The organism is Lysobacter terrae (assembly GCF_054782215.1).
Map to the genome: position 1 here is coordinate 85,984 of NZ_BAAGSX010000003.1, position 24,104 is coordinate 110,087.

At 67.8% G+C, this 24,104-nt stretch carries 18 protein-coding genes, 1 other RNA gene and 3 pseudogenes; 4 read left to right on the top strand and 18 right to left on the bottom strand.

What is annotated here, in order from left to right:
* Positions 1-103: 103 nt before the first annotated feature.
* A complete protein-coding gene (locus tag ACYVJ8_RS09630) occupies positions 104-1,021 on the bottom strand; it encodes a M23 family metallopeptidase (protein ID WP_460711758.1) in 918 nt (305 codons plus the stop codon).
* Here ACYVJ8_RS09630 and ACYVJ8_RS09635 point away from each other — a divergent pair.
* Positions 1,005-1,493, top strand: a complete 489-nt coding sequence (locus tag ACYVJ8_RS09635) for a DciA family protein (RefSeq protein WP_460711760.1) — start codon at positions 1,005-1,007, stop codon at positions 1,491-1,493. The two genes, ACYVJ8_RS09630 and ACYVJ8_RS09635, sit on opposite strands and share 17 nt — an antisense overlap.
* Before the next feature lie 326 nt (positions 1,494-1,819).
* On the opposite strand, the gene lpxC is transcribed toward ACYVJ8_RS09635, so the two are convergent.
* From lpxC to rsmI, 17 genes and pseudogenes are all read right to left on the bottom strand, one after another.
* The gene (gene lpxC / locus ACYVJ8_RS09640; RefSeq protein WP_460711762.1) at positions 1,820-2,731 is read right to left on the bottom strand and encodes a UDP-3-O-acyl-N-acetylglucosamine deacetylase; all 912 of its coding nucleotides are present in this window, start codon (positions 2,729-2,731) and stop codon (positions 1,820-1,822) included.
* 401 nt (positions 2,732-3,132) lie between these two features.
* Entirely contained in the window at positions 3,133-4,377 is a 1,245-nt protein-coding gene (gene ftsZ, locus ACYVJ8_RS09645) for a cell division protein FtsZ (RefSeq protein ID WP_460711764.1), read from the bottom strand.
* 115 nt (positions 4,378-4,492) lie between these two features.
* Entirely contained in the window at positions 4,493-5,728 is a 1,236-nt protein-coding gene (gene ftsA / locus ACYVJ8_RS09650; protein ID WP_460711766.1) for a cell division protein FtsA, read from the bottom strand.
* A gap of 5 nt (positions 5,729-5,733) precedes the next feature.
* Positions 5,734-6,447: pseudogene (locus ACYVJ8_RS09655) on the bottom strand (cell division protein FtsQ/DivIB); the annotation flags it as partial.
* Complete coding sequence (locus ACYVJ8_RS09660; protein WP_460711768.1) at positions 6,444-7,427, bottom strand: D-alanine--D-alanine ligase; 984 nt, start codon at positions 7,425-7,427, stop codon at positions 6,444-6,446. The gene ACYVJ8_RS09660 and the pseudogene ACYVJ8_RS09655, both read right to left, overlap by 4 nt.
* Positions 7,424-8,875 carry a UDP-N-acetylmuramate--L-alanine ligase gene (gene murC / locus ACYVJ8_RS09665; protein WP_460711770.1) on the bottom strand — a complete coding sequence of 484 codons (1,452 nt, stop codon included), beginning with the start codon at positions 8,873-8,875 and terminating at the stop codon, positions 7,424-7,426. Before murC ends, ACYVJ8_RS09660 begins: the two co-directional genes overlap by 4 nt.
* A gap of 14 nt (positions 8,876-8,889) precedes the next feature.
* Positions 8,890-9,987: pseudogene (gene murG / locus ACYVJ8_RS09670) on the bottom strand (undecaprenyldiphospho-muramoylpentapeptide beta-N-acetylglucosaminyltransferase); the annotation flags it as partial.
* Positions 9,984-11,300 carry a putative lipid II flippase FtsW gene (gene ftsW / locus ACYVJ8_RS09675; protein WP_460711772.1) on the bottom strand — a complete coding sequence of 439 codons (1,317 nt, stop codon included), beginning with the start codon at positions 11,298-11,300 and terminating at the stop codon, positions 9,984-9,986. The gene ftsW and the pseudogene murG, both read right to left, overlap by 4 nt.
* Entirely contained in the window at positions 11,300-12,397 is a 1,098-nt protein-coding gene (gene mraY, locus ACYVJ8_RS09680) for a phospho-N-acetylmuramoyl-pentapeptide-transferase (RefSeq protein ID WP_460711774.1), read from the bottom strand. Before mraY ends, ftsW begins: the two co-directional genes overlap by 1 nt.
* 3 nt (positions 12,398-12,400) lie before the next feature.
* Positions 12,401-13,792, bottom strand: coding sequence for a UDP-N-acetylmuramoyl-tripeptide--D-alanyl-D-alanine ligase (locus ACYVJ8_RS09685; protein WP_460711776.1), 1,392 nt, complete (start codon positions 13,790-13,792; stop codon positions 12,401-12,403).
* On the bottom strand, positions 13,789-15,279 hold the full coding sequence (locus ACYVJ8_RS09690; RefSeq protein ID WP_460711778.1) for a UDP-N-acetylmuramoyl-L-alanyl-D-glutamate--2,6-diaminopimelate ligase: 1,491 nt from the start codon (positions 15,277-15,279) through the stop codon (positions 13,789-13,791). Before ACYVJ8_RS09690 ends, ACYVJ8_RS09685 begins: the two co-directional genes overlap by 4 nt.
* The gene (locus ACYVJ8_RS09695; RefSeq protein WP_460711780.1) at positions 15,276-17,192 is read right to left on the bottom strand and encodes a peptidoglycan D,D-transpeptidase FtsI family protein; all 1,917 of its coding nucleotides are present in this window, start codon (positions 17,190-17,192) and stop codon (positions 15,276-15,278) included. Before ACYVJ8_RS09695 ends, ACYVJ8_RS09690 begins: the two co-directional genes overlap by 4 nt.
* Positions 17,189-17,455 carry a cell division protein FtsL gene (gene ftsL / locus ACYVJ8_RS09700; RefSeq protein WP_460711782.1) on the bottom strand — a complete coding sequence of 89 codons (267 nt, stop codon included), beginning with the start codon at positions 17,453-17,455 and terminating at the stop codon, positions 17,189-17,191. The genes ACYVJ8_RS09695 and ftsL overlap by 4 nt, the downstream gene beginning before the upstream one ends.
* On the bottom strand, positions 17,452-18,405 hold the full coding sequence (gene rsmH / locus ACYVJ8_RS09705; RefSeq protein ID WP_460711784.1) for a 16S rRNA (cytosine(1402)-N(4))-methyltransferase RsmH: 954 nt from the start codon (positions 18,403-18,405) through the stop codon (positions 17,452-17,454). The genes ftsL and rsmH overlap by 4 nt, the downstream gene beginning before the upstream one ends.
* Positions 18,402-18,848, bottom strand: coding sequence for a division/cell wall cluster transcriptional repressor MraZ (mraZ, locus tag ACYVJ8_RS09710; RefSeq protein WP_460711786.1), 447 nt, complete (start codon positions 18,846-18,848; stop codon positions 18,402-18,404). The genes rsmH and mraZ overlap by 4 nt, the downstream gene beginning before the upstream one ends.
* A 458-nt stretch (positions 18,849-19,306) precedes the next feature.
* Positions 19,307-19,657, bottom strand: an RNA gene (gene rnpB / locus ACYVJ8_RS09715) — RNase P RNA component class A.
* Positions 19,658-19,871: 214 nt separating this feature from the next.
* Positions 19,872-20,696, bottom strand: coding sequence for a 16S rRNA (cytidine(1402)-2'-O)-methyltransferase (gene rsmI / locus ACYVJ8_RS09720; RefSeq protein WP_460711788.1), 825 nt, complete (start codon positions 20,694-20,696; stop codon positions 19,872-19,874).
* 172 nt (positions 20,697-20,868) lie between these two features.
* On the opposite strand from rsmI, the pseudogene ACYVJ8_RS09725 reads away from it, so the two are divergent.
* The 3 genes and pseudogenes from ACYVJ8_RS09725 to ACYVJ8_RS09735 all read left to right on the top strand — a co-directional run.
* Positions 20,869-22,167, top strand: a pseudogene (locus ACYVJ8_RS09725) (penicillin-binding protein activator); the annotation flags it as partial.
* 20 nt (positions 22,168-22,187) lie between these two features.
* A complete protein-coding gene (locus tag ACYVJ8_RS09730; protein WP_460711790.1) occupies positions 22,188-22,610 on the top strand; it encodes a YraN family protein in 423 nt (140 codons plus the stop codon).
* Positions 22,611-22,660: 50 nt separating this feature from the next.
* Positions 22,661-24,046: an FAD-binding oxidoreductase gene (locus ACYVJ8_RS09735; RefSeq protein ID WP_460711792.1), complete on the top strand. Its 1,386-nt coding sequence runs from the start codon at positions 22,661-22,663 to the stop codon at positions 24,044-24,046.
* The last annotated feature ends 58 nt before the right edge of the window (positions 24,047-24,104 follow it).

Genomic DNA, 24,104 nt, shown 5'->3' on the forward strand with positions numbered 1-24,104 from the left:
GGCCGTCACCAATTTGAACGGGGCCACCCTCCCCGCTGCCTACAAAGAAAAACGGCGCGATCCTGGGATCGCGCCGTCCTTCAAAACCAACTCAGCCCAAGAACTAGCCGTTGACCAGCGGCGAATGCTGGCTGAGGAAGTTGCGCGGGTTCACGACCTGGCCGTTCTTCCACACTTCGAGGTGGACGTGGGCGCCGGTGGAGCGGCCGGTGGAGCCGGCCTTCGCGACTTCCTGGCCCGCGCGGACCAGCTCGCCGACGTGGCGTTCCAGGCGCGAGTTGTGGGCGTAGCGGGTCACGTAGCCGTTGCCGTGGTCGATCTCGATCACGTTGCCGTAGCCCGAGCGCACGCCCGAATAGCTGACCACGCCGTCGGCCACGGCCAGGACCGGGTCGCCAATGTCGGCTTCGAAGTCGATGCCCTTGTGGAACTGGCTACCGCCCACGATCGGATCGACGCGACGACCGAAGCCGGAGGTGATGTAGCTGTCGGCGATGGGTTCGCGCGACGGCACGGAGTTCATGTCGAGCTGGCGGTTGAACAACATCGATTCCAATACCGACAGCTGCTCACCGCTGTAAGCGAACTGCCGGTTGAGTGTGTCCAGGCCTTCGCGCAGCTCCGGCGTGGAAATGTCGCGGACCGGGCCGGTACCACCGACGCCGACCGGCTTTTCGAAATTGAATTCGCCGTCCTGCAGCTGACCGATACGGGTCAGTCGCTCGCCGAGCGCATTGAGGCGGTTGGCTTCGGCCTGCAGTTCGCCCAGGCGCGCGGCCAGGGCATTGACCTCGCGCTGCGACTCGCGGCGCGTGGAGGCGAGCTGGGCTGCCTGATCGCCCAACTGCATGCGCAGGCCCGCAGTGCCCGCGAAGCCGGCGGCACCACCGGCGACGAAGCCCACGCCCAGCAGCGCAGCGATAACCAGCACCGGCCGGCGGCTGCCGAGCCCGCTGATCGAGTCGACGAAGCGCGCGAGGGGCTTCTTGCGGAATTTGTTTACGATGAGTGGATGGGTCATTCGTCCGAAGTCGGTTCTTGACGTGTCCAAGCCTTCCGTACCGCGTCGCCCTTCCGGTCCGCAGGCCGCGCTCGATGCGCTGCTTGCCGAACCAGCTGGCGACCCGATCCGCAGAGCCATCTGGCTCGACGGGCTGGACCGTCAGTTGCGTCCCCTCCTGCCACCGACGCTGGTGCCGCATGCGCGGCTGGCCAACTTCGAGCGCGGCAGGCTCGTTTTCGTCGTCGATGGTCCGGTTTGGCGGGCCAAGTTGCGGCTCGCAGCCCCTGAACTTCTCAACGCAGCCCAATCCATCGGACTTGAAGCGACCGAACTCGTGGTCAAAACCACCTTGAGTCCGTCGGCCGGCGCGACCTCGCCTCCCCCGGCGATCCGTGCCCGACCGATGTCGAAGACGGCCCGCGATGCCCTGCAAGCCGCTTTGGCGTCTCTTCGCGAACCCGACCCTTCGGACCCCGATGACGCCTCTTGACCGGTTGCTGACACGTTCCGCGTTCTACTGCCGAACGGGCCAATTTCCGGACGGGACGCATGCTAGCGACCTAATCCCCTGATTTTGTTAAGAATCGGGAAGCGAGTTGGCAGAATCGCGTTAGCGTTTCGTTAAAACAATCGCTCGGATTCAGCTCTGTGATCTGTATCGCGCTGAGGGAATACCCCTAGGCGCCGGCAGCGGCCGATCCGGCGCCCCGGGAACGCCCAAAACGCCCCTGCCCGCCGGAATCGAGGTCGAATTGCTGCGCCGCGCCACCGTTCCGGCGCGGTTCGAAGCTTCTAGGGGAACACGGGCGGCGACCGTCAGACGGTCAGCGGGGAGCCGTAGGCGACCGGGACCGGCTGGCTCTCGTCGACGAAGGTCACTTCTTCCCACGCCGAGCGTTCGGCCAGGAGGGCGCGAACGAGCTTGTTGTTGAGGGCATGACCGGACTTGAAGCCCTCGTAGGCACCGATGATCGGATGCCCGGCCAGATAAAGATCGCCGACGGCGTCGAGGATCTTGTGGCGGACGAATTCGTCGGCGTAGCGCAGGCCGTCGTCGTTGAGGACGCGGAATTCGTCGAGCACGATCGCATTGTCCATCGAGCCGCCCAGGCCGAGGTTGCGTTCGCGCATGTATTCCAGGTCGCGCATGAAGCCGAAGGTGCGGGCGCGGCTCACTTCCTTGACGTAGGACGCCGTGGAGAACTCCACCTCGGCCCGCGACTGCGACGTCGGGATCGCCGGGTGATCGAACACCACGGTGAAGCCGATGCGGAAGCCATCGTGCGGCTCGAAGCGGGCGACCTTGTCGCCGTCGCGGACTTCGACCGGACGCTTGATGCGGATGAAGCGCTTGGGCGCTTCCTGTTCCTTGATGCCCGCCGACTGCAGCAGGAAGACGAACGGACCGGCCGAGCCGTCCATGATCGGTACTTCCGGCGCGGACAGGTCGATGTAGCAATTGTCGATGCCCAGGCCGGCGAGCGCCGAAAGCAGATGCTCGACGGTCATCACCTTGCCGATGCCGCAGCTCAGGCCGGTGCACAGCACGGTTTCGGTCACCAGCTCCGCGCGCGCAGGAACCTCCACCACAGGATCGAGATCGATCCGGCGGAATACGATGCCGGCATCCACGGGAGCCGGACGCAGGGTGAGGAAAACCTTCTCACCACTGTGCAGGCCCACGCCGGTGGCGCGGATCACATTCTTGAGGGTGCGCTGGCGAAGCATCGGGTCGGTGTCAGCCCTTTGGATCGGGGGATCGGGGACTTTTCTTGTCGACGTTACGGCGCCGCCGGAATGGCGCGGCCTGTAAACGGGGCGGCAAGGTTAACACGCAGATCGCTGAACCTTAACGGAAAAGAGCGTCCCAAGAAGCGACTTTTCCGGTGTTTGTCACGTTTTAGGCATACCCCCGTGTGGGGGCCCCGTACCGGAAAAAGCCGGTCGGCGGAACCGACCGGCGCAAGACCTCCGGCGCGGGCGCCGGAGCCTAGGGTCCATTGGCCGGGGACGAGTCCGGCCCGCGAACAACTCCAAGATCCCGATATCGCTGAAGCCGCGCCGGCGGCTGACCTTGGCAAACCACCGACGCTTTTTTCGAGCAGCGGCGGGCCGAAGCCCGCCGGACCTCAGTCCGCCTGGCGGCGCAGAAACGCCGGGATATCCAGATAGCTGTCGCTGCTGCCGAAGTCAGCCGCCGCCGGAGCCGGGTCGCCGCCGCGGCTGCCGCCGCGCAGGCTGCCGGCGAAGGACGGCGGACCACCCTGGAAACCGTCGCTTGCCACTGCATCGATAGGCAGGCCGGTGGTGCCGTCGCGGCGCACCTGCGTGCGGACCAGTTCGACCTGCGGGCGGCGCGAGGGCAGCTCGTCGAAGCTGGCGCGCTCGCTGCGGATCGGCTGGCGAACCACCGCACGGTTGAGGCCGGTGGCGACGACGGTGACCTTCACCTCGTCCTGCATGTCCGGGTCGAGCACGGTGCCGATGACCACGGTCGCGTCTTCCGAAGCGAAGTTCTCGATCGTGCGACCGACTTCGTCGAACTCGGCCATGGTGAAGTCCGGGCCGGCGGTGATGTTGACCAGGATGCCGTTCGCGCCCGACAGGTTGACGTCGTCGAGCAGCGGATTCTGGATCGCGGATTCCGCGGCGGCTTGCGCACGGTCGTCGCCACGCGCCGAACCGGTGCCCATCATCGCCAGGCCCATTTCCGACATGACGGTGCGCACGTCGGCGAAGTCGACGTTGATCAGGCCCGGGCGCACGATCAGATCGGCGATGCCCTGCACGGCGCCGAGCAGCACGTCGTTGGCGGCGCGGAAGGCCTGGATCATCGTGGCGTTGCGGCCGAGCACGGTGATCAGCTTCTCGTTGGGGATCGTGATCAGCGAGTCGCAGTGGTGGCTCAGCTCCTCGATGCCCTTGAGCGCGACCTGCATGCGGCGGCGGCCTTCGAACGGGAACGGCTTGGTGACCACCGCGACAGTCAGGATGCCCATCTCCTTGGCGAGCTGCGCCACGACCGGCGCAGCGCCGGTGCCGGTGCCGCCGCCCATGCCGGCGGTGATGAACACCATGTCGGCGCCCTGCAGCGCGTCCATGATGCGTTCGCGGTCTTCCAGCGCAGCCTGGCGGCCGACTTCCGGATTCGCGCCCGCGCCCAGACCCTTGGTGACGTTGCTGCCCAACTGCAACTGCAGCTTGGCGCCGCAGTTCTTGATCGCCTGCGCGTCGGTGTTGGCGGTGATGAACTCCACGCCGTCGACGCTGCCGCTGACCATGTGCGCGACCGCGTTGCCGCCGCCACCACCCACGCCGACGACCTTGATCACCGCGTTGGGGGCCATCTTCTCCATCAATTCGAAATGTGCCATGTCCTCGTCCTCTTCTTATGTGTTGCTGTGATTGATCGGGGATACAAGTAGTTGCAATTGCAGCTCGCCCTTCCACCTGCCATCGCACGACCGCGCCTTCGCGGCCGTACGCAAATCAGAATTCGCCTCGGTACCAGCTCTTCAAGCGATTGAAGAGACTGCCCGCGCGTCCGGTCGAAATCGTCGGCCGGCGCGGGTTCTCGATCTGGCTGCCCATCAGCAGCAGACCGACGCCGGTGGCATGCACCGGATTGCCCACGACTTCGCCCAGGCCGGTCACGTGCTGCGGAATGCCCACGCGCACCGGCATCTGCAGCATTTCCTCGGCCAGCTCGACCACGCCTTCCATCTTCGCGGCGCCGCCGGTGAGCACCATGCCGGCGCGCACGTGCGGCTCGAAGCCGCTGCGGCGCAGTTCGGCCTGGATCATTTCGAAGATCTCCTCGTAGCGCGCCTGCACCGCCTGCGCCAGCGAGGCGCGCGGCATGCGCCGCGGCGGGCGGTCGCCGACGCTGGGCACCTGGATCGATTCTTCCGCGGTCGCCATCTGCGCCAGCGCGCAGGCGTAGCGGACCTTGATCTGCTCCGCTTCCGGCGTGGGAGTGCGCAGCATGTGCGCGATGTCCTCGGTGACCTTGTCGCCGGCGATCGGCAGGCTCGCGCTGTGCGCGATCGCGCCCTGCACGAACACCGCGATGTCGGTGGTGCCCGCGCCGATGTCCACCAGCACGACCCCCAGCTCGCGTTCGTCGCTGGTCAGCACCGCGGTGCTGGAGGCCAGCACGCTCAGCACCAGGTCATCCACCTGCAGACCGCAGCGCTGCACGCACTTGCTGATGTTGGCGGCGGCCGACTGCGCGCACACGACCAGGTGTGCATGCACTTCCAGGCGCACGCCGGTCATGCCGACGGGATTGCGGATGCCTTCCTGCGAATCGTCGAGCACGTAGTCGCGCGGGATCGCGTGCAGGATCTTCTGGTCGGCCGGGATGGCGACGGCCTTGGCGGCTTCCAGCACGCGGTCGAGGTCGGCATAGGTCACCTCGCCGTCGCGAATCGGCGCGATGCCCTGCGAGTTGCGGCACTGGATGTGGCTGCCGGAGATCGACGCGTAGACCGAGCGGATCTCGCAGCCGGCCATCAGCTCGGCTTCCTCGATCGCGCGCTGGATCGACTGCACCGTGGATTCGATATCGACGACCACGCCGCGCTTGAGGCCGCGGGACTCATGCGAGCCGATACCGATCACCTCGATCGGTGCGCCGGGCGAGTACTCGCCCACCAGCGCCACCACCTTGGAGGTGCCGATGTCGAGACCCACGATCAGCGATTTGTCGCCCTTGCGATTCATGTATTTCCTTTTGCTCCTGTCTCGACGCCCTTCCAGGTCAGTGCGAAACCGTTGGTGTAGCGAAGATCGGCACGCGCCAATTGCTGCGTGTTCTGCGTGAGCAACTGCGGCAGCAGGCGCACGAAGCGATCGAGCCGCGCGCGCGCTTCGGTACGACCGACCACGACCACCGCGCCGTTGCTGAGCCCCAGCGTCCAGCTGCCGCGCGGATCCAGCGCCACTTGCCGCACGTCGATGCCGACCCGGGCGAACAGTTCGCGCGACTGGTTGTAGAGCTCGACCACGTCGCGCGTGCGCGTCTCCGGGCCATCGAACTGCGGCAGTCCGTTCGGCACGGCGATGCCCTTCGACGGGAACAGGCGGCCGTGCTCGGACAGCAGGCGATCGGCGCCCCAGCGCGCGAACGGCTTGTGTTCGACCACGCGCACTTCCAGCACGTCCGGCCAGCGCTTGCGCACCTCCGCGGTCTCCACCCACGGCAGCTTCGCGACCGCTTCCTGCGCGGCTTCCAGATCGACGGCGAAGAATCCACGCCGCGCATACGGCATCAGGGTCTGGCGCAACAACGCGCCGTCGACGCGGCGGAATTCGCCGGTCGCCTGCATGCGGGTGAGCGGCCAATGGTTGGCGCCGACCCAGCCGTTGAGCACGGCAACGACCGGCAGCACGACCAGTGCGACCGCGAGGACCCAGCCGACGATGCGCAGCAGCGCGTTCACTCGGTGCCGGCCTCCGTGATGGGCTGCTGCACGGTCTGTTCGAGAATCCGCCAGCACAGTTCTTCGAAGCCGATTCCGACGTGGCCGGCTGCCTTGGGCACCAGCGAATGGCTGGTCATGCCGGGGGCTGTATTCACTTCGATCAGCTGCAGGCCGCGGACGCGGTCGCGCATCACGTCGACCCGGCCCCAGCCGGTGCAGCCGGCCGCCTTGAAGGCCGCCAGGGCGACGCTACGAATCTCTTCCTCCGCCTCACCTTCCATGCCCGGGCACAGGTACTGCGTGTCGTCGGCGATGTACTTGGCGTGGTAGTCGTACCACTCGCCCGCCGGCACGATGCGGATCGACGGCAGCGCGGTTTCGCCGAGGATGCCGACGGTGTATTCCTCGCCCTGCACCATCTGCTCCATCAGCAGCTCGCCGGCGTAGTCCTTGGCGAACGCGATGGCGGGTTCGAGATCGGATTCCTGCAGGACGCGGAACACGCCGACGCTGGAGCCTTCACTGGAGGGCTTCACGAACACGGGGAAACCCAGCTCGTGCGCCGCCGCGCGCAGCTCGTCGCTCTTGCTGATGCGCGCGAAGCGCGGCGTCGGCAAGCCGGAAGCAATCCATACCTGCTTGGTGCGGATCTTGTCCATCGTCAGCGCGGAGCCGAGCACGCCCGGACCGGTGTACGGCACGCCGAGCGCTTCGAGCAGGCCTTGCAGCACGCCGTCTTCGCCGCCGCCCCGGTTGCCGTGGAGGATGTTGAACACGCGATCGACCTTGCCCGCGCGGATCGCCTCGACCAGCGCCGGAATGCCGTCGATGGCGAAGGCGTCGACATCGCGCGCACGCAGCGCTTCCAGCACGTTGCGGCCGGAGTCGAGCGAGACCTCGCGTTCGGCGCTGGTGCCGCCCATCAGCACGGCGACGCGGCCGAACACGGCCGGGTCGGTGACGCGCAAGACGGCGAAATTGGCAACCGGGACGTTCACTTCGCTTCTCCAAATCCATTCGCCGCGAGCTGCTGCGCGGCATGGCCGATGTCGCCCGCGCCCATCAGCAGCAGCAGGTCGCCGTCGCCGAGCACGTCGGGCAGCACCGTGGCGAGGTCGCCCGCACCGCTGACGACGATCGGATCGACGCGTCCGCGCGTGCGGATCGCGCGCGCCAGCGACTTGGCGTCGGCGCCGGCGATCGGCGCTTCGCCGGCCGGATACACCTCGGTGAGCACCAGCGTGTCGACCGTCGACAGCACCGCAGCGAATTCGTCGAACAGATCGCGCGTGCGGCTGTAGCGATGCGGCTGGAAGGCGACGACGAGGCGGCGATCGGGCCAGCCGCCGCGCGCTGCGGCGAAGACCGCTTCGAGTTCCTTCGGGTGGTGGCCGTAGTCGTCGACCAGCTGCACCGTCGCGCCCTTGGCGGTGGTGAGCTGCGCCAGCAGATTGAAGCGGCGGCCGATGCCGGCGAACTTCTGCAGCGCGCGCGCGATCGCATCGCTGTCGACGCCCAGTTGCCAGCCGACCGCGGCGGCGGCGAGCGAGTTCTGCACGTTGTGGCGACCCGGGAGCGCGAGTTCGACCGGCGTGCGCGAGCCGTCCGGCAGGCACAGGGTGTAGCGCATCGCCGGGCCGTGCTGGGCCACGTCTTCCGCGCGCACGTCGGCGTTTTCGGCGAAGCCGTAGGTCATCACGTGGCGCGTGGTGTTGGCGGCGAGCGCGGCGACTTCCGCATCGTCGATGCACAGCACGGCCAGGCCGTAGAACGGCAAGTGGTGCAGGAATTCGTCGAACGCCTGCTTCACTTTGGCGAAATCGCCGCCGTAGTTCTCCAGATGATCGGCATCGATGTTGGTGACGATGGCGATTTCCGGACTAAGGCGCAGGAAGCTGCCATCGCTCTCGTCGGCTTCGCCCACCAGCCAGTCACCCTTGCCCAGACGCGCGTTGGCGCCCGCGGCGAGCAACTGCCCGCCGATCACGAAGGTTGGATCGTTGCCGCCTTCGGCCAGCACGCTGGCGGTGAGCGAGGTCGTCGTGGTCTTGCCGTGGGTGCCGGCGACGGCGATGCCGCGCTTGAAGCGCATCAGTTCGGCCAGCATCTCGGCGCGCGGCACGATCGGAATGCGCTGCGACCGCGCCTCCATCAGTTCCGGGTTGTCGCGCTTGATCGCCGAGGACACCACGATGCAGTCCGCACCCAGCACGTTGGCCGCGGCGTGACCGCGCATCACGCTGATGCCGATCGACGCGAGCCGGCGCGTCACCGCGTTGTCGGCCATGTCCGAACCCGACACTTGATAGCCGAGCGTGCACAGCACCTCTGCGATGCCGCTCATGCCGACACCGCCGATGCCGACGAAATGCACGCGCGCGCCGGCACCGCCACGGGCGATCAGGTCGCCGATGTGCTGCATGCGATGGCGGGTCTGCGGACTCATGAATGTTCCTTGTTCGATTGTTCGAGCACGATGCTGGCGACGCGTTCGGCGGCATCGGGCTTGGCGAGCGAACGCGCTGCCTTGGCCATCGGCAGCAGCAGTTCGCGTTCGCCCAGGATTTCCAGCGTGGCCGACAGGCGCTGCGCCAGTTCGTTGGCGTCGCTGCCCTGCGGCAGCAGTTGCGCCGCATTGCGGTCGACCAGGAATTGCGCGTTCTTGGTCTGGTGGTCGTCCACCGCCTGTGGGAACGGCACCAGCACGCTGCCCACGCCGGCCGCGCACAGCTCGGCCAGCGTCAGCGCGCCGGCGCGGCAGATCACCAGATCCGCCCACGCATAAGCCGACGCCATGTCGGCGATGAAGGGCTCGATCGACGCTTGCACACCGGCCTGCGCATACGCCTGCTCGGCGTCGGCGCGCATCTTCTCGCCGCACTGATGGCGCACTTCGAAGCGCAGCTGGCGCGACAAAGCCGCGATTGCCTTCGGCACGGCCGCATTGAGCGCACGCGCGCCCTGGCTGCCGCCGAGGACGAGCAGGCGCAGCGGGCCTTCGCGACCGGCGAAGCGTTGCTCCGGCGGCGCGATCGCGGCGATTTCGGCGCGCACCGGATTGCCGACGACTTCTTCGTTGGCGAACGTCTGCGGGAAGCCAGTCAGCACGCGGCGGGCTAAACGCGCCAGCACACGATTGGTCATGCCTGCGGCGCGGTTCTGCTCATGCACGATCAGTGGCACGCCTGCGAGCTTCGCGGCGAGGCCGCCCGGTCCCGCTGCGAATCCGCCGAAGCTGACGACTGCACGGGGCTGACGCTCGCGCAACGTCTGCCGCGCGGCATTGACCGCGCCCAGCAACCGGAACGGCGCAGCGAACAATGTGGCCAGGCCCTTGCCGCGCACACCGCTCACCGCGATCGTATCGATCGGAATATCGTGCTGCGGCACCAGGCGCGTTTCCATGCCGCCTTCGCTGCCCAGCCACAGCACCGGGACGTCGCGCGCGCGCAGCGCCTTGGCGACCGCGAGGCCGGGGAAGATGTGACCGCCCGTACCGCCGGCAAGAATCATCACCGGATGCAGGTCGGAATCGGTGGTGGCGGCTTCGTGGCTCATGCCGTCCTCCCGTAGGTCTTGTCCAACACCGGCTCCACGCGCTGGCGCAGGCGGCTGGTGCCGCGCGCTTCCGCGGTGACCACAGGCAGTGGTTGCGTGGTCGCAGGCATGGCGGCCGCCGGCATCGCCGCTTCGCCGCGCAGGCGCGCGACCTGGCGCTGCGCCCGATCGAGCTCGAACGACACGCGCAACAGCACGCCCAACGCCGCGCAGGTCAGCAGCACGCTCGAGCCGCCGGAGGAAATCAGCGGCAAGGTCAGGCCCTTGGTCGGTAGCAGACCGAGATTCACGCCGATCGAGACGAAGCTCTGCAGCGACATCCACAGCGCGATGCCGAAGGCCACGTAGCCGGCGAAGTGGCGGCGCATCTCCACACACTTCAGCCCGATCCAGAAGGCACGACCGGCCAGCGCGGCGTACAGCGCGATGATCGCGAATACGCCGACGAAGCCGAGTTCCTCGGCGATCACGGCAAGGATGAAGTCGGTATGTGCCTCGGGCAGATACGACAGTTTTTGCACCGACGCGCCCAGGCCGACGCCGAACCACTCGCCGCGGCCCACCGCCATCAGTGCATTGGTGAGCTGGTAACCGCTGCCGAACGGATCCGCCCAGGGATCGCGGTACGACACCAGGCGCTGCACGCGATAGGGCTCCATCAGGATCATGCCCGCCAGCAGCGGCAGTACGCACAGCACCGGCAGCAGCATGCGCGGCAGGTTCACACCACCCAGCACCAGCATGCCCGTGGTGATGGCCAGGATCAGTGCGGAGGAACCGAAGTCCTTGTGGATCACCAAGAGGATGCCGACCAGCGCACCGGCGACACCCAGCGCCTTGATCATCGCGCGCCAGGTCGCGCTGACCTCGTCGCGGAAGCGCGCGAGGAAGCTCGACAGCCACACGATCAGCATCAGCTTGACCGCCTCGACCGGCTGGAATCGCAGCAGCCCCAGGTTCAACCAACGGCGCGCGCCCTTCACCGTCACGCCCAGGCCCGGCACGATGACCATCACCAGCAGCAACAGGCATACCAGCGGCAGCCACTGGCTGTACTGCTCCACCGTCTTCATCTCGGTGCGCATCGCGATGTACGCGAGACCCACACCGAAGCCGAGGAAGATCACATGGCGGATCAGGTAATAGAACGGACCGGCATCGCGGGCGACGGCTATCGAGGCCGAACCCACCATCACCACACCCAGGCATGCGAGCACGCAGGCGATACCGAGCAGCCACGGGTCGTAGCGGCCGCCGATTTCGTCCAGTCGTGTCGCCTGGCGCTGGCTGAGGGTGGTGGCGAAGTCGTTCATCAACGGACCTTCAGCGTCGCCAGGCCGATCAGGACGAGGATCACGGAGATGATCCAGAAGCGCACGATCACACGCGGCTCCGGCCAGCCCTTCAGCTCGAAGTGGTGGTGGATCGGCGCCATGCGGAACACGCGCTTGCCGGTGAGCTTGAACGAGGCGACCTGGATCATCACCGACAGCGTCTCGATGACGAAGATGCCGCCCATGATCACCAGCACCAGTTCCTGGCGCACGATCACCGCGACGGTGCCCAGCACCGCGCCGAGCGCGAGTGCACCGATGTCGCCCATGAACACCATCGCCGGATAGGTGTTGAACCACAGGAAGCCCAGGCCAGCACCGGCGATCGCCGCGCAGATGATCACCAACTCGCCCGCGCCGGGGACCTGCGGGATCTGCAGGTAGTTGGAGAACACCGCGTTGCCCGACGCGTAGGCGAACACGCCCAGCGCGCAGGCCACCAGCACGGTCGGCATGATCGCCAGGCCGTCGAGGCCATCGGTGAGGTTCACCGCGTTGGAAAAGCCCACGATCCACAGATAGACGATCGCGATGAAGAAGACCACGCCGCCGATGCCCACCAGCGGCAGCGCCACGTTCTTGAAGAACGGGATGTACAGCGTCGTCGCCGACTGCACGTCCGCGGTGTAGTACAGGAACAGGCCCGCGCCCAAGCCAATAATCGACTGCAGGAAATACTTGGTGCGCGAACGCATGCCGTTGGGATCGCGCTTGACGATCTTGATCCAGTCGTCCCACCAGCCGATCGCGCCGCAGGCCACCATCACCGCCAGCACCAGCCACACGTAGCGGTTGCGCAGATCGCCCCACAGCAGCACCGAGGCGAGGATGGTCAGCAGGATCAGCGCACCGCCCATGGTCGGCGTGCCGGCCTTGGAGAAGTGCGACTGCGGACCTTCCTTGCGGATCGGCTGGCCGCCCTTGAGCTGGGCGAGACGGCGGATCACCGCCGGCCCCCACCACAGCGACAGGAACAGCGCCGTCAGCGCGGCGAGGATGCCGCGGAAGGTCAGATAGCCGAACAACCCGAAGAGGCTTTGCAGCTGTTCGAGCCAACGGAAGAGTTCAAGCAGCATGCGTCAGTTCCCCTGCCCTGCCGTGGAGGCGACCAGCGCCTTCACAATCTTGTCCATCGCGCTGCCGCGCGAACCTTTGACCAGCACGCGCACGCCGTCGCGCAACTCACTGCGCAGCGTGGCGATCAACGTGTCGTGGTCGGTGTAAGCCGTGGCGCCCTCGCCGAAGGCCTGGCCGGCCTCCGCGCTGAGTTCGCCTAGCGTGTACAAACGCTTGATGCCGGCGGCCTTGGCGCGACGGCCCATTTCCGCATGCATCTGCGCGGCGTCGGCGCCGAGTTCGCGCATGTCGCCCAGCACCAGCCAGCCTTCGCCGCCGCGGCTGGATTCGGCGAGCGTCTCGATGGCGGCGGCGAGCGAGCCGGGATTGGCGTTGTAGCTGTCGTCGATGACGACGGCGCCATTGCTCAGGCGGTTCGCGATGAGGCGTCCCGCCACCGGCTCGGCGGCGTTGAGGCCCTCGGCGATCGTGTCGAGCGCAACGCCCAGTCCGAGCGCGATCGACGCCGCTGCCAGCGCGTTGCGCACGTTGTGGCGGCCCGGCATGGCCAGATCGACGGCCGCTTCACCCTGCGGCGTCACCAGCACGAAGCGCGAACCGCCGTCGGTCGGCACGATGTCGCGCGCGGTGACGTCGGCGGTGGCTTCCAGTCCGAAACGGATCAGGCGATGGCCGTGCGAACGTTCGGCGAAGAACGGCGCGAAGGCTTCGTCGGCGTTGATGACGGCGACGCCGTACTCGGGCAGCGCGTCGTAGATCGCGCCCTTGGTGTCGGCGACGCCGAGCAGGCTGCCCATGCGTTCCAGGTGCGCCGGCGCGATGTTGTTCACGATCGCGACGTCGGGGCGCACCACGTCGGTCAGGTAGGCGATGTCGCCCGGCTTGCCAGCGCCCATTTCGTAGATCGCGAACTGTGCGTCCTCGGGCGCATCGAGCACGGCCAGCGGCAGGCCGATCTCGTTGTTGCGGTTGCCCGGGTTGGCGTAGGCACGGCCGGCGCGCGACAGGATGGCGAGCACCAGCGTCTTCACGCTGGTCTTGCCGTTGCTGCCGGTGATACCTACGACCTTGGTGTGGTTGCGTTCGCGCTGCACGGCGGCGGCGAAATCGGCCAGCGCGCGCTCGGTATCGGCGACGACGACCTGCGGCAGCGAGCCGGAAGCGATCGACGCGTCGACGAAGCGCGACACCAGCGCGGCGGACACGCCGGCCCGCGCCGCGGCGCCGACGTGATCGTGGCCGTCGAAGCGTTCGCCCTTGAGCGCGATGAACAGCGTCCGCCCGCCCACTTGCAGGGCACGCGTGTCGGTGGCCAGCGCGTCGATGACCACGTCTTCGCCGTGCAGGCGGCCGCCGGTCATGCGCGCGATGTCGGAGAGACGCAGCGCCTTCACGGTCGCACCTCCAGCGCCTTCTTGGCGACTTCGGTGTCGTCGAACGGGTACTGCACGCCGTTGATTTCCTGGTACGGCTCATGGCCCTTGCCGGCGATGAGCACGATGTCGTTCGGGCCAGCCTCGCCGATCGCGCGTGCGATCGCGGCGGCGCGGTCGCGCTGCACGACCACTGCATCGGCGTTGATGAAGCCGGCGAGGATGTCGGCCACGATCTGATCGCCGTCCTCGCCGCGCGGATTGTCGTCGGTGACGACGACGCGGTTGGCGTTCGCCTCCGCGATTGCCGCCATCTGCGGACGCTTGCCGCGATCGCGCTCGCCGCCGCAGCCGAACACGCAGATCAGTCGCGAGCCCGCTTGCGCAGGCGCGGACAGGTGATCGTGCAGCGACTTCAGCGCCTGTTCCAGCGCGTCGGGGGTATGGGCGTAGTCGACGACGACCAGCGGCTGCTGGCCGCGGCCACCGAGGCGATTCATGCGCCCGTGGATCGGCTGCAGCTGCGACAGGGTCGAGGCGATCTGCGCGAGCGGCTCGCCCAGCGCATGCAGCGCACCGGCGACCGCCAGCAGATTGTCCACGTTGAAGCGGCCAAGCAGGGGCGACCGCACCGGGTGCGATTCCTGCGCGGTCGCCAGCTCGAAGGCGATGCCCGCGTTGTCCAGCTGCAGCGATTGCGCGCGCAGCGTCGCAGCTTCGTCACCGCGCGAGCTCAGGCCGATCGCAGGCACCGACGACGGCAACCGGGCGTGCAACTGGCGCCCGTACTCGTCGTCAAGATTGATCGCCGCGGCCTTCAGGCCCGGCCACCCGAACAGGCGCGACTTGGCCGCGCCGTAGGTGTCCATGTCGCCGTGGTAATCCAGATGATCGCGGGTGAGATTGGTGAACACCGCAACGTCGAAATGCACGCCGTCGACACGGCCCTGATCGAGCGCGTGCGAGCTGACTTCCATCGCGATGGCCTGCGCGCCGGCGTCGTGCAGTTGCGCCAGCAGATCGTGCAGCTTGAGCACCAGCGGGGTGGTGAAGCCGGTCGGCTTGATCTGCCCATACAGGCCCGCACCCAGCGTGCCGACGGTGCCGCAGGCGATGCCGCGCAGGTGCCAGGCCTGTGCGAGCAGCTGCACGGTCGAAGTCTTGCCGTTGGTGCCGGTGACGCCGACGACGGTCATCGCCTCGGTGGCACGGCCGTGGAACCGATCAGCCATTTCGCCCAGGCGTGCGCGCAGGCGCGGCACCGCGATCGCGTCGGCGGGCGCCGGCAGATCCACCGGCGCCGGTGCTTCGAACAGGATCGCACTCGCGCCCGAGGCGCGCGCCTGATCGACGAACTTCAGGCCATGCGCGCCGAAGCCGGCAATCGCCACGAAGGCATGGCCCGGCTTCACCTCGCGGCTGTCCATCGTCAGTCCGCTGATGCGCAGATCGCCGGGGATGCCGGCGACGTCGGGCAGCAATTCGTGGAGGAGCATGCTGCGGCTCATTGCGCGCCCCCATCGATCGGGACAGGCAATGTGGCGTCGGCCAGGGGCGCGGCAGTGGCATCCGGCAGCACCGGACCGTCTTCGCCGCGCAACTCGTTCGCGTGCTGCGCCTTGTTCTGCGCCGCGATCCAGGTGTCGATGTCGTCGGGCGGCACGTCCATCAGGCGCAGCGCGCCGTCCATGACGTTGCGGAACACCGGCGCGGACACCAGGCCACCGAAATAGCCGCGCTCCGGATCCGGATCGTTGATCACCACCACCATCGAGAAGCGCGGGTTCTGCACCGGCACCACGCCGGCGAAGTACGACAGATAGCGGCGCGTGTAGCCGCCGGTCTCGCTGAACTTGCGCGCGGTGCCGGTCTTGCCGGCGACGTGATAGCCCAGGATCGCCGCCTGCGTCGCGGTGCCGCCGGTTTCGGTCACCGTCTGCATCATCTTCATGACTTCGTGCGCGATCTGCGGATCGAGCACCTGCTTGGGCTCGTGGCGCTCGCCCTTCACGAAGGTCGGTGTGATCAGCTTGCCGCCGTTGCCCAGCGACGCGTAGACCATCGCGATCTGCAGCGGCGTCGCCGACATGCCGTAGCCGTAGGACATCGTCGCCTTGGTCGTGCCGTACCAGCGCGACGGCGGAACGAGCACGCCGGCCGATTCGCCGGGGAAGCCGCTTCCGGGCCGCTGGCCATAGCCGAACTGGCGCACGAAATCGTAGAAATATTGGTCGTTCATGCGCGCGGCGAGCTTGGCCGCGCCGATGTTCGAACTCTTGGTGATGATGCCGGTGACCGTCTGCACGCCGTAGTTGTTGTGATCGCGCACGGTGTACTTGCGGTCCAGCGCCATCCAGCCCGGATTGAGGTCGATGCGCGTATCCGGCGTGACGATCTTCGCGTTGAGCGCCGCGGCGACCGTGATCGGCTTCATTGTCGAGCCCGGCTCGAACACGTCGGTCACCGCGCGGTTGCGGTGCGTCTCCATCGTGCCCATCGCGGCCGCGTTGGGGTTGAAGCTGGGCAGGTTCACCATCGCCAGCACTTCGCCGGTGGCGATGTCGAGGATCACCGCCGAGCCGCTGGTCGCGCCGGTCTTCGCCAGCTGGTTGCGCAGCTCGCGGTAGGCGAGGAACTGGATGCGGCGATCGATGGTCAGGGTCAGATCCTGACCGGGCTGCGCGGCCTCGATCAGATCGACGCTTTCGACGATGCGGCCCTTGCCGTCGCGGATGACGCGCTTGGAGCCGGGCTTGCCGCTGAGGATGTGATCGAAGGAGAGCTCGAGCCCTTCCTGGCCGCGGTCGTCGACATTGGTGAAGCCCAGCACGTGCGCCATCGCTTCACCCTGCGGGTAGAAGCGGCGGAATTCGCGCTGCGAGAACACGCCCGGCACGTTGTGGGCAAGGATGCGGCGCGCCTGCTCCGGGCTGATGCGGCGCTTGAGGTAGAGGAATTCCTTGTTCGAACGCTGCGTCAGCTTGCGCATCAGCACGTCCGGCGGCACGCCGAGTGCCGCGGCGAGTTCAGGAATACGCTGCGGACTCTCCAGCAACTCTTTCGGGTTGGCCCACACCGATTCGACCGGTGTCGACACCGCGAGCGGCTCGCCGTTGCGGTCGGTGATCATGCCGCGCGAGGTCGGGATCGGGATCTCGCGCAGCGAACGCGCCTGCCCCTGCTGCAGGTAGAAGGCGTTGTTGACGACCTGCACGTCGAAGGCGCGCACCACCAGGGCCAGCGAGCCCAGGCTGAGCACGCCGATGACGATCAGCAGACGCTTGCGCAGATCCAGGCCACCGCGCTGATTGCGCGCACGCGCTCCGGCACCCGCCGCGGGCTGGGCGGCGATGCGGGCACGCAGCGCGTCGGCGACCTTGCCGACGAGGTTTTGACGATTGCGGTCGTTGCGGGCGCTCATGGTCGGATCACCACGGTTTCGGCGCCTTCGGGAAATTTCATGCCAAGCCGGTCGCGCGCCACCTGATCGATGCGGTTGCTCTCGGCCCAGGTCGCCTGCTCCAACTGCAGGCGGCCGAATTCGATATTGAGATCGTCACGCGCTTTTTCCAGGCGCGTGGCCTGCACGAACAGCTGGCGATGCTCATGGCGCGCCAGCACCACCGCGAGCGCGGAGGCGACGTTCGCCACGACCAGCACGGTGAGGAGGAGGCGCCAGGTCATGCCGCCTCCGGAAGCTTTTCCGCCACGCGCAACACCGCGCTGCGAGCGCGCGGGTTGGTGGCGGTTTCGGCCGCGTCCGCCTTCTGCGCGTCGCCGATGGCCTTGAGCGTCGGCGTGAAGGCCACTTCGATCGGCATGCGGCGATTGGCCGGCGGCGCCTTGGCGCGGCGGGCGATGAACTGCTTGACGATGCGGTCTTCCAGCGAGTGGAAGCTGATCACCGCAAGGCGGCCGCCGGGCTTCAGGCGCGCGTACGCGGCGTCCAGGCCGGCTTCGAGATCGGCCAGCTCGCGATTGATGAAGATGCGGATGCCCTGGAAGCTGCGCGTCGCCGGATGGATCTTCTGCTCGCCGCGCGGCACCACCGACGCGATCAGATCGGCCAGCTGCGCGGTACGCGTAAGCGGCTGTTCGCCACGGCGGGCGACGATCGCGCGGGCGATGCGGCGGCTCTGCCGCTCTTCGCCGTAGGTCCACAGCACGTCGGCGATGTCCTTCTCCGCGGCGGTCGCCAGCCACTGCGCGGCGCTCTCGCCCGAGTCGGGATCCATCCGCATGTCCAGCGGGCCGTCCTTGCCGAAGCTGAAGCCGCGTTCGGCCACATCCAGCTGCGGCGAAGAAACGCCAAGATCGAACAGGACCCCATCGAGCCCCGCGGCCGTCGCATCCCACTGTGCGAGTTCGGCGAAGCTGCCGCGGAAGATCGCCACGCGCGCATCCGCGCCGAACTCGCGTTCGGCGACGGCGATCGCTTCGGGATCCTTGTCCATGACCAGCAGCCGGCCTCCGGGGCCCAGTTGTTGCAGCACGCCGCGCGCGTGCCCGCCGCGCCCGAACGTGCCGTCCAGATATGTTCCTTCCGCCTTGATGTGCAGTGCTTCCAGGCACTGTCGATACATCACGGGAAGGTGGCCGGACGCCGCTTCGCGTCCGCCGCCACCCGCCGTCACAGCTGCAGTTCGAGCAGCTCCTCGCTCAGATCGTCGTCGGACACCGTCTGACGGATCTGCGCGTGGTGCGCCTGCTCGCTCCACAACTCGAATTTGTCGCCCATGCCCAGCAACACCGCCTTCTTCTCGATACCGACCGCCGCGCGATGGCTGGCGGGAATGCCGATGCGGCCGTTGCCGTCGAGTTCGACGAACTCGGCGGCACCGACCAGCTTCAGCTGCATCGAGCGATTGACCTTCTTCGCCTTGGGCAGGGCGTTGATCTGGTCGCGCACGCGCTCCCAGACCGACAGCGGGTACAGCCAGAGGGAACCGGATTCGAAGGGGTTGTAGGTGATGACCAGGCGGTTGCCGCATTCGCTCGCGACGAGCTCACGGTAGGCGGTGGGCACCGCCAGCCGGCCCTTGTCGTCGATCGTGATGGCGGTTTCGCCTTGGAACATTTTTCGCCTGCCTGCCGTTTTCCGCCTCTTCCGGGCGGCTTTGGGGTCGCCTTCGTTGGAAAAACCACAAAAAACCCGGTTTTCCCTCTGATGCCCACCTTAGCACCGGACAGTGGCTTGTCAACGCTTTTTCGGAGGCAATTTCACTTTGCGTTTCAATAGCTTGCGGCGAACTTCAGAGTTTCTCTCAACAGTTGTTTCCTAAGCTTTGTTTCGTCTCATTTTTTGAGACGAAGCATCCCATCCGAGGGCGTCCGTCCCGCTAACATCCGGGCGGCAGCGCTCATGCTGCGTCGCAGCAAGCGACTGAATGGGGGATGGAGAGAAGCCCCCTAGCGAGGGGGAGCGGCGATAGCCGCGGGGATTGGAAGCACATAGCGGGACCCGCGGCTTTCCATTTGCAGCCTCATCGCAAATGGAAAACCGGGGCCGGCCTTTTCATCGCGGCGCGACGAAAAGGGCGAAGCCGGCCTATAAGCCGGGTTCTGTCGTGGACAGTCATTCCTCTAGGCGCATCGTCACCGATACGCTCAAGCAACCTACCCGGAGACACCGCGGGCCGCGGCATTGCCTCCCTATTTGGTCTTGCTCCCGGTGGGGTTTGCCGTGCCGGCCTGTTACCAGGCTCGCGGTGCGCTCTTACCGCACCATTTCACCCTTGCCACGCATTCCGAAGAACCGTTCGGCGGTATCTTTCTGTTGCACTTTCCGTCGACTCGCGCCGCCCAGGCGTTACCTGGCACCGTGCCCTGTGGAGCCCGGACTTTCCTCGGCATTCTTGCGAATGACGCGACTGCCCGGCCGACTCCGCCGAGAGCATTCTACTGCTTCGCTGCCAATCCCCGCTTTCCTTCTCCCCGCCTGCGGGGAGAAGGTGGCGCGAAGCGCCGGATGAGGGGGCGAGCGAAGCGAGCTGCACTGGCAGCCATAGCAAGAGCAACAGCAGCTCGCTGCGCTCGCCGCCCCTCATCTGCCCTTCGGGCATCTTCTCCCCGCTCGCGGGGAGAAGAGAACAGCGAGCTCCTACTCGCCGCCGTATAGCGCCTTGCGCGGTGCCCCGCTGAGTTCCGCTGCGAGCTTCGCCGCCTGCGAGGGCTTCAGGTATTCGCTGAGTTTCGCGTACAGCCGCTGGCCTTCGGCGATCTTCGCGTCCGTGTCCTCGCCGGCACCTTCCACGATGACGACGAACTCGCCCTTGCGCTGGTCCGGATCCGCGGCCACGCGTGCCTGCAGATCGACCAGAGGGCCGTCGAGTACGGTTTCGAACAGCTTGGTCAGTTCGCGTCCGATCACGGCGCGGCGCTGCGGGCCGAATGCCGCGGCCATGTCCGCCAGTGCGTCTTCGATGCGATGCGCGGATTCGTAGAACAGCAGCGTGCGCGTTTCGCCGGCCAGGCGCGTCAGACGTTCGCGACGTGCCGATGCCTTGGCCTGCAGGAAGCCTTCGAATACGAAACGATCGCTAGGCAGGCCCGCGACGCTCAGTGCCGCGATCGCCGCGCATGCGCCCGGCACCGGCGACACACGCACTCCCGCCGCGCGCGCGGCGCTCACCAGGCGAAAGCCCGGATCGCTCACCAGGGGCGTGCCTGCATCCGACACCAGCGCCAGCGATTCGCCGGCGAGCAGCCGTGCCACCAGCTGCGCGGCCTGTGCGTCCTCGTTGTGCTGGTGCAGCGCGATCAGCGGGCGCTCCAGGCCGAAATGGGACAGCAACTGTCGCGTGTGCCGGGTGTCTTCCGCGCACACGGCCGCGACGCTGCGCAGCGTGTCCAGTGCGCGGGGAGAGAGATCGCCAAGGTTGCCGATCGGCGTGGCGACGACGTGGAGGGTAGCGGGGGTCTGCATCGTGAGGGCGTTTGTGAAAGCGTGCGCCGCGAGAGGCGGAGCGGGACGGTTAGAATCCTACCCCGTCCCCCCTTGGAGTCCCGCGCCGATGAGCCAGCCGACGTCCCTGCCCGCCCGCCTGCGCTTCACCAGGGGAGCGGGGCATGCCTGGCTGCTCGCCTCGATGCTGGTCCTGCTGGCCGGGTGCGCGTCGGTGCAGACCACGGGCGGTGCGCCCGCGGCCCACGGCCCGCGCAGCGAGGCGATGGTCCAGGCCGAAGCGCTGGCGCGACAGGCCACGACCGAAAGCGGCGCGCAGCGTGCGCAGACCGAGAAGCAGATCGATACGCTGCTGGCCGCGCTCGACAACGCCGCGCTGCAGCGCGAAGCCGCGGCGCTGCCGGCCGGCGATCCGCTCTACAACTACGCCGGGCGCGCCCTGCTCCGCCGCGGCCTGCCGCTGCCGCGTCCCTTCGATCGCAGCGCGTGGAAGTTCGATGCGGCCAATCGTCCCCCCGCGGACAGCGACGGCTATCGCCCGCCGGTGAAGCTCGCCGTGCTGCTGCCGCTGTCCGGCAATCTGGCCGGCGTGGCCGCGCCGGTGCGCGACGGTTTCCTTGCCGGTTACTACGGCGAAACGCGCCGCCGCCCCGAGGTGAACTTCTACGACACCTCCGCGGGCGCCACCGCCGCCTACGACCGCGCGGTCGGCGAAGGCAACGATTTCGTCGTCGGCCCGCTCGGTCGCGATGAAGTCGGCGCTCTGTTCAATCGTGCCTCCCTGCCCGTTCCGATGCTCGCGCTCAACCGCGGGCAGGCGCCGGCCGGCAATGCGAGCTTCTCGCTGTCGCCCGAAGACGAAGGCATCGCCGCCGCCGAATTCCTGATCGAACGCGGCGCACGCCGCGTCCTGGTCGTCGGGCCCGAAGACCGCGCGGTCGCCGCGCTGCGCGAACGCCTCGGCGAACGCGGCGGCACGATTACCGATATCGTCGGCGAAGGCACCGCCGATTTCGCCCCGTTCGCGGCGAAGCAAGGCGGCGTCGACGCGATCTTCCTCGCGGTGAAGGGCGGCGCAGCGCGTCTGCTGATGCCGCGACTGGCCCTGGCCGGCCTCGCCGGCAAGCCGCGTGTGGCGACCTCGCAGTTGCTGTCGGGCACCGGCAAAGCCGAAGAAGACCGCGTGCTCGATGGCATCGCCTTCCCCAGCGAGAGCTGGACCACGCGCGGTGTGCATGGCCTGCCCTCGGCTACGACCGCTGCGGCGATGCTGCCCAACGCGAAGGGACCGGCGGCGCGCCTGTTCGCCTTCGGCTATGACGCGTGGCTGATTACCGCGTATCTCGAACGCCTGGCGACGTCCGCCGAAGCCATCAACGGCGCCACCGGCGTGCTGCGCATCGACGGCTTCGGCAATGTGCAGCGCACGCCGGTCTGGTCGACCTTCACCAGCGGCGTCGCGGTTCCGCTGACGGATGCGGCGCGCCGCTGATCCGCGTGCGCCAGCGGCTTATGGACAAGCCTGAGTTCAATCGTCCCGGCGCCGTCGCGGGACGTCGCGCCTTGGGTACGGCGATCGAAGCCGCCGCTCGTGAATACCTGCTGCGAGCGGGGCTACGTGGAGTCGCCACGAACGCCAACTACCGCGTCGGCGAACTCGACCTGGTCATGCTCGACGACAGCGGACGGGACAACGCCACTACCGTGGTCTTCGTCGAAGTGCGCTACCGCCGCAACAACCGCTTCGGCGGCGGTGCCGCGTCGATCGACGTGCACAAGCGCCGCCGCATCGTGCGCGCCGCGTACGTCTTTCTCGCCGCGCACCCGCGCTTGGCTAACCTGCCCTGCCGCTTCGACGTGATCGAGGCGGAGGGCGATCCCGCGGCGCCGCGGCTCGACTGGCTGCGCGATGCCTTCCGCGCGGACGATTGCTGATTCGCAGCGAGCGCACGGGCCCGTCGCCCAGCACAGGCCATAATCCGCGCATGCCTGTGCCCGCCGAACTCGACCGCGAACTCGCCCGCCTGTTCGGCGCAGGCGAAGGCTGGCTGACCGATCCCGGCGAACGCCTGACCTACGCCTACGACAATTCGCGCCGCGAAGCGCTGCCCGATGCGGTGGCGCTGCCCACCACGCCAGAGCAGGTGCAGCGGCTGGTACGCGCCTGCTTCGAACATCGCGTGCCGGTAGTCGCGCGCGGCCGCGGCACCAACACCACGGGCGCATCGGTGCCCGTACAAGGTGGCGTGGTGGTGTCGTTCGAGCGTATGAACCGCATCCTCGAGGTGCGTCCTGGCGATCGCTGCGCCGTGGTCGAACCGGGCGTGCTCAACGGCGAACTGCAAGCCGCCCTGCAACCGCACGGCCTGTTCTGGCCACCGGATCCCACCAGCGCCGCCTTCAGCACGATAGGCGGCAATCTCGCCTGCAATGCCGGCGGGCCGCGCGCGGTGAAGTACGGCGCCAGCCGCGACAACGTGCTCGCGCTCACCGCCGTCACCGGCACGGGCGAACTCATCCGCTGCGGCAGCGCGACGACCAAGGGCGCGACCGGCTACGACCTGCAACGGCTGCTGGTAGGCAGCGAAGGCACGCTCGCGTTGATCGTCGAAGCCACGCTGCGGCTGACGCCGTCGCCGCCGCAGCGGCGTGCGGTGCGCGCGCTGTATCGCGATGTCGCGGCGGCGGCGCGGGCGGTGGCGCGACTGATGGCGCAGCCGGTCACGCCGTCGATGCTCGAATTCATGGACGCGGATTGCGTACGCCTGGCGCGCGATATCGGCGGCGCCGATCTGCCGCACGATGCCGGGGCGTTGCTGATGATCGAAGCCGACGGCGACGCGGAAACCCTGCCGCATGCCGTCGAAGCGCTGATGCGCGCCGCCGGCGGCGACGGCCTGATCTCGCTCGACGATGCCGCCGACGAAGTCGCGCGCGAGAAGCTGTGGGCGGCACGCAAGGCCTTGTCGCCTGCCTTGCGCATGCTCGCCCCCGGCAAGATCAACGAAGACGTGGTCGTGCCGGTGTCGCGCATCCCGCAACTGGTTGACGGCGTGCGTGCGCTGGCGGCCGAATTCGCGCTGCCGATCGTCACCTTCGGCCATGCGGGCAACGGCAACCTGCACGTCAACATCCTGTTCGATCCCGCCGACACGGAGCAGGCGGCGCGCGCGCACGCTGCCCTGGCGCGCGTCTTCGCGCTCACCCTGGCGCTGGGCGGCACGCTCTCGGGCGAACACGGGATCGGCCTGGCCAAGCGCGAGTTCATGCCCCAAGCGATCGATCCGGCGACACTGGCCTTGATGCGCCAGGTGAAAACGGTCTTCGACCCGGCCGGAATTCTCAATCCGGGGAAACTGCTGCCTGACTGAACGCGACGCAGGCAGGGGAAATGCGAGGGCCGCAACGGTATCCTGCGCGCCTCGTTCG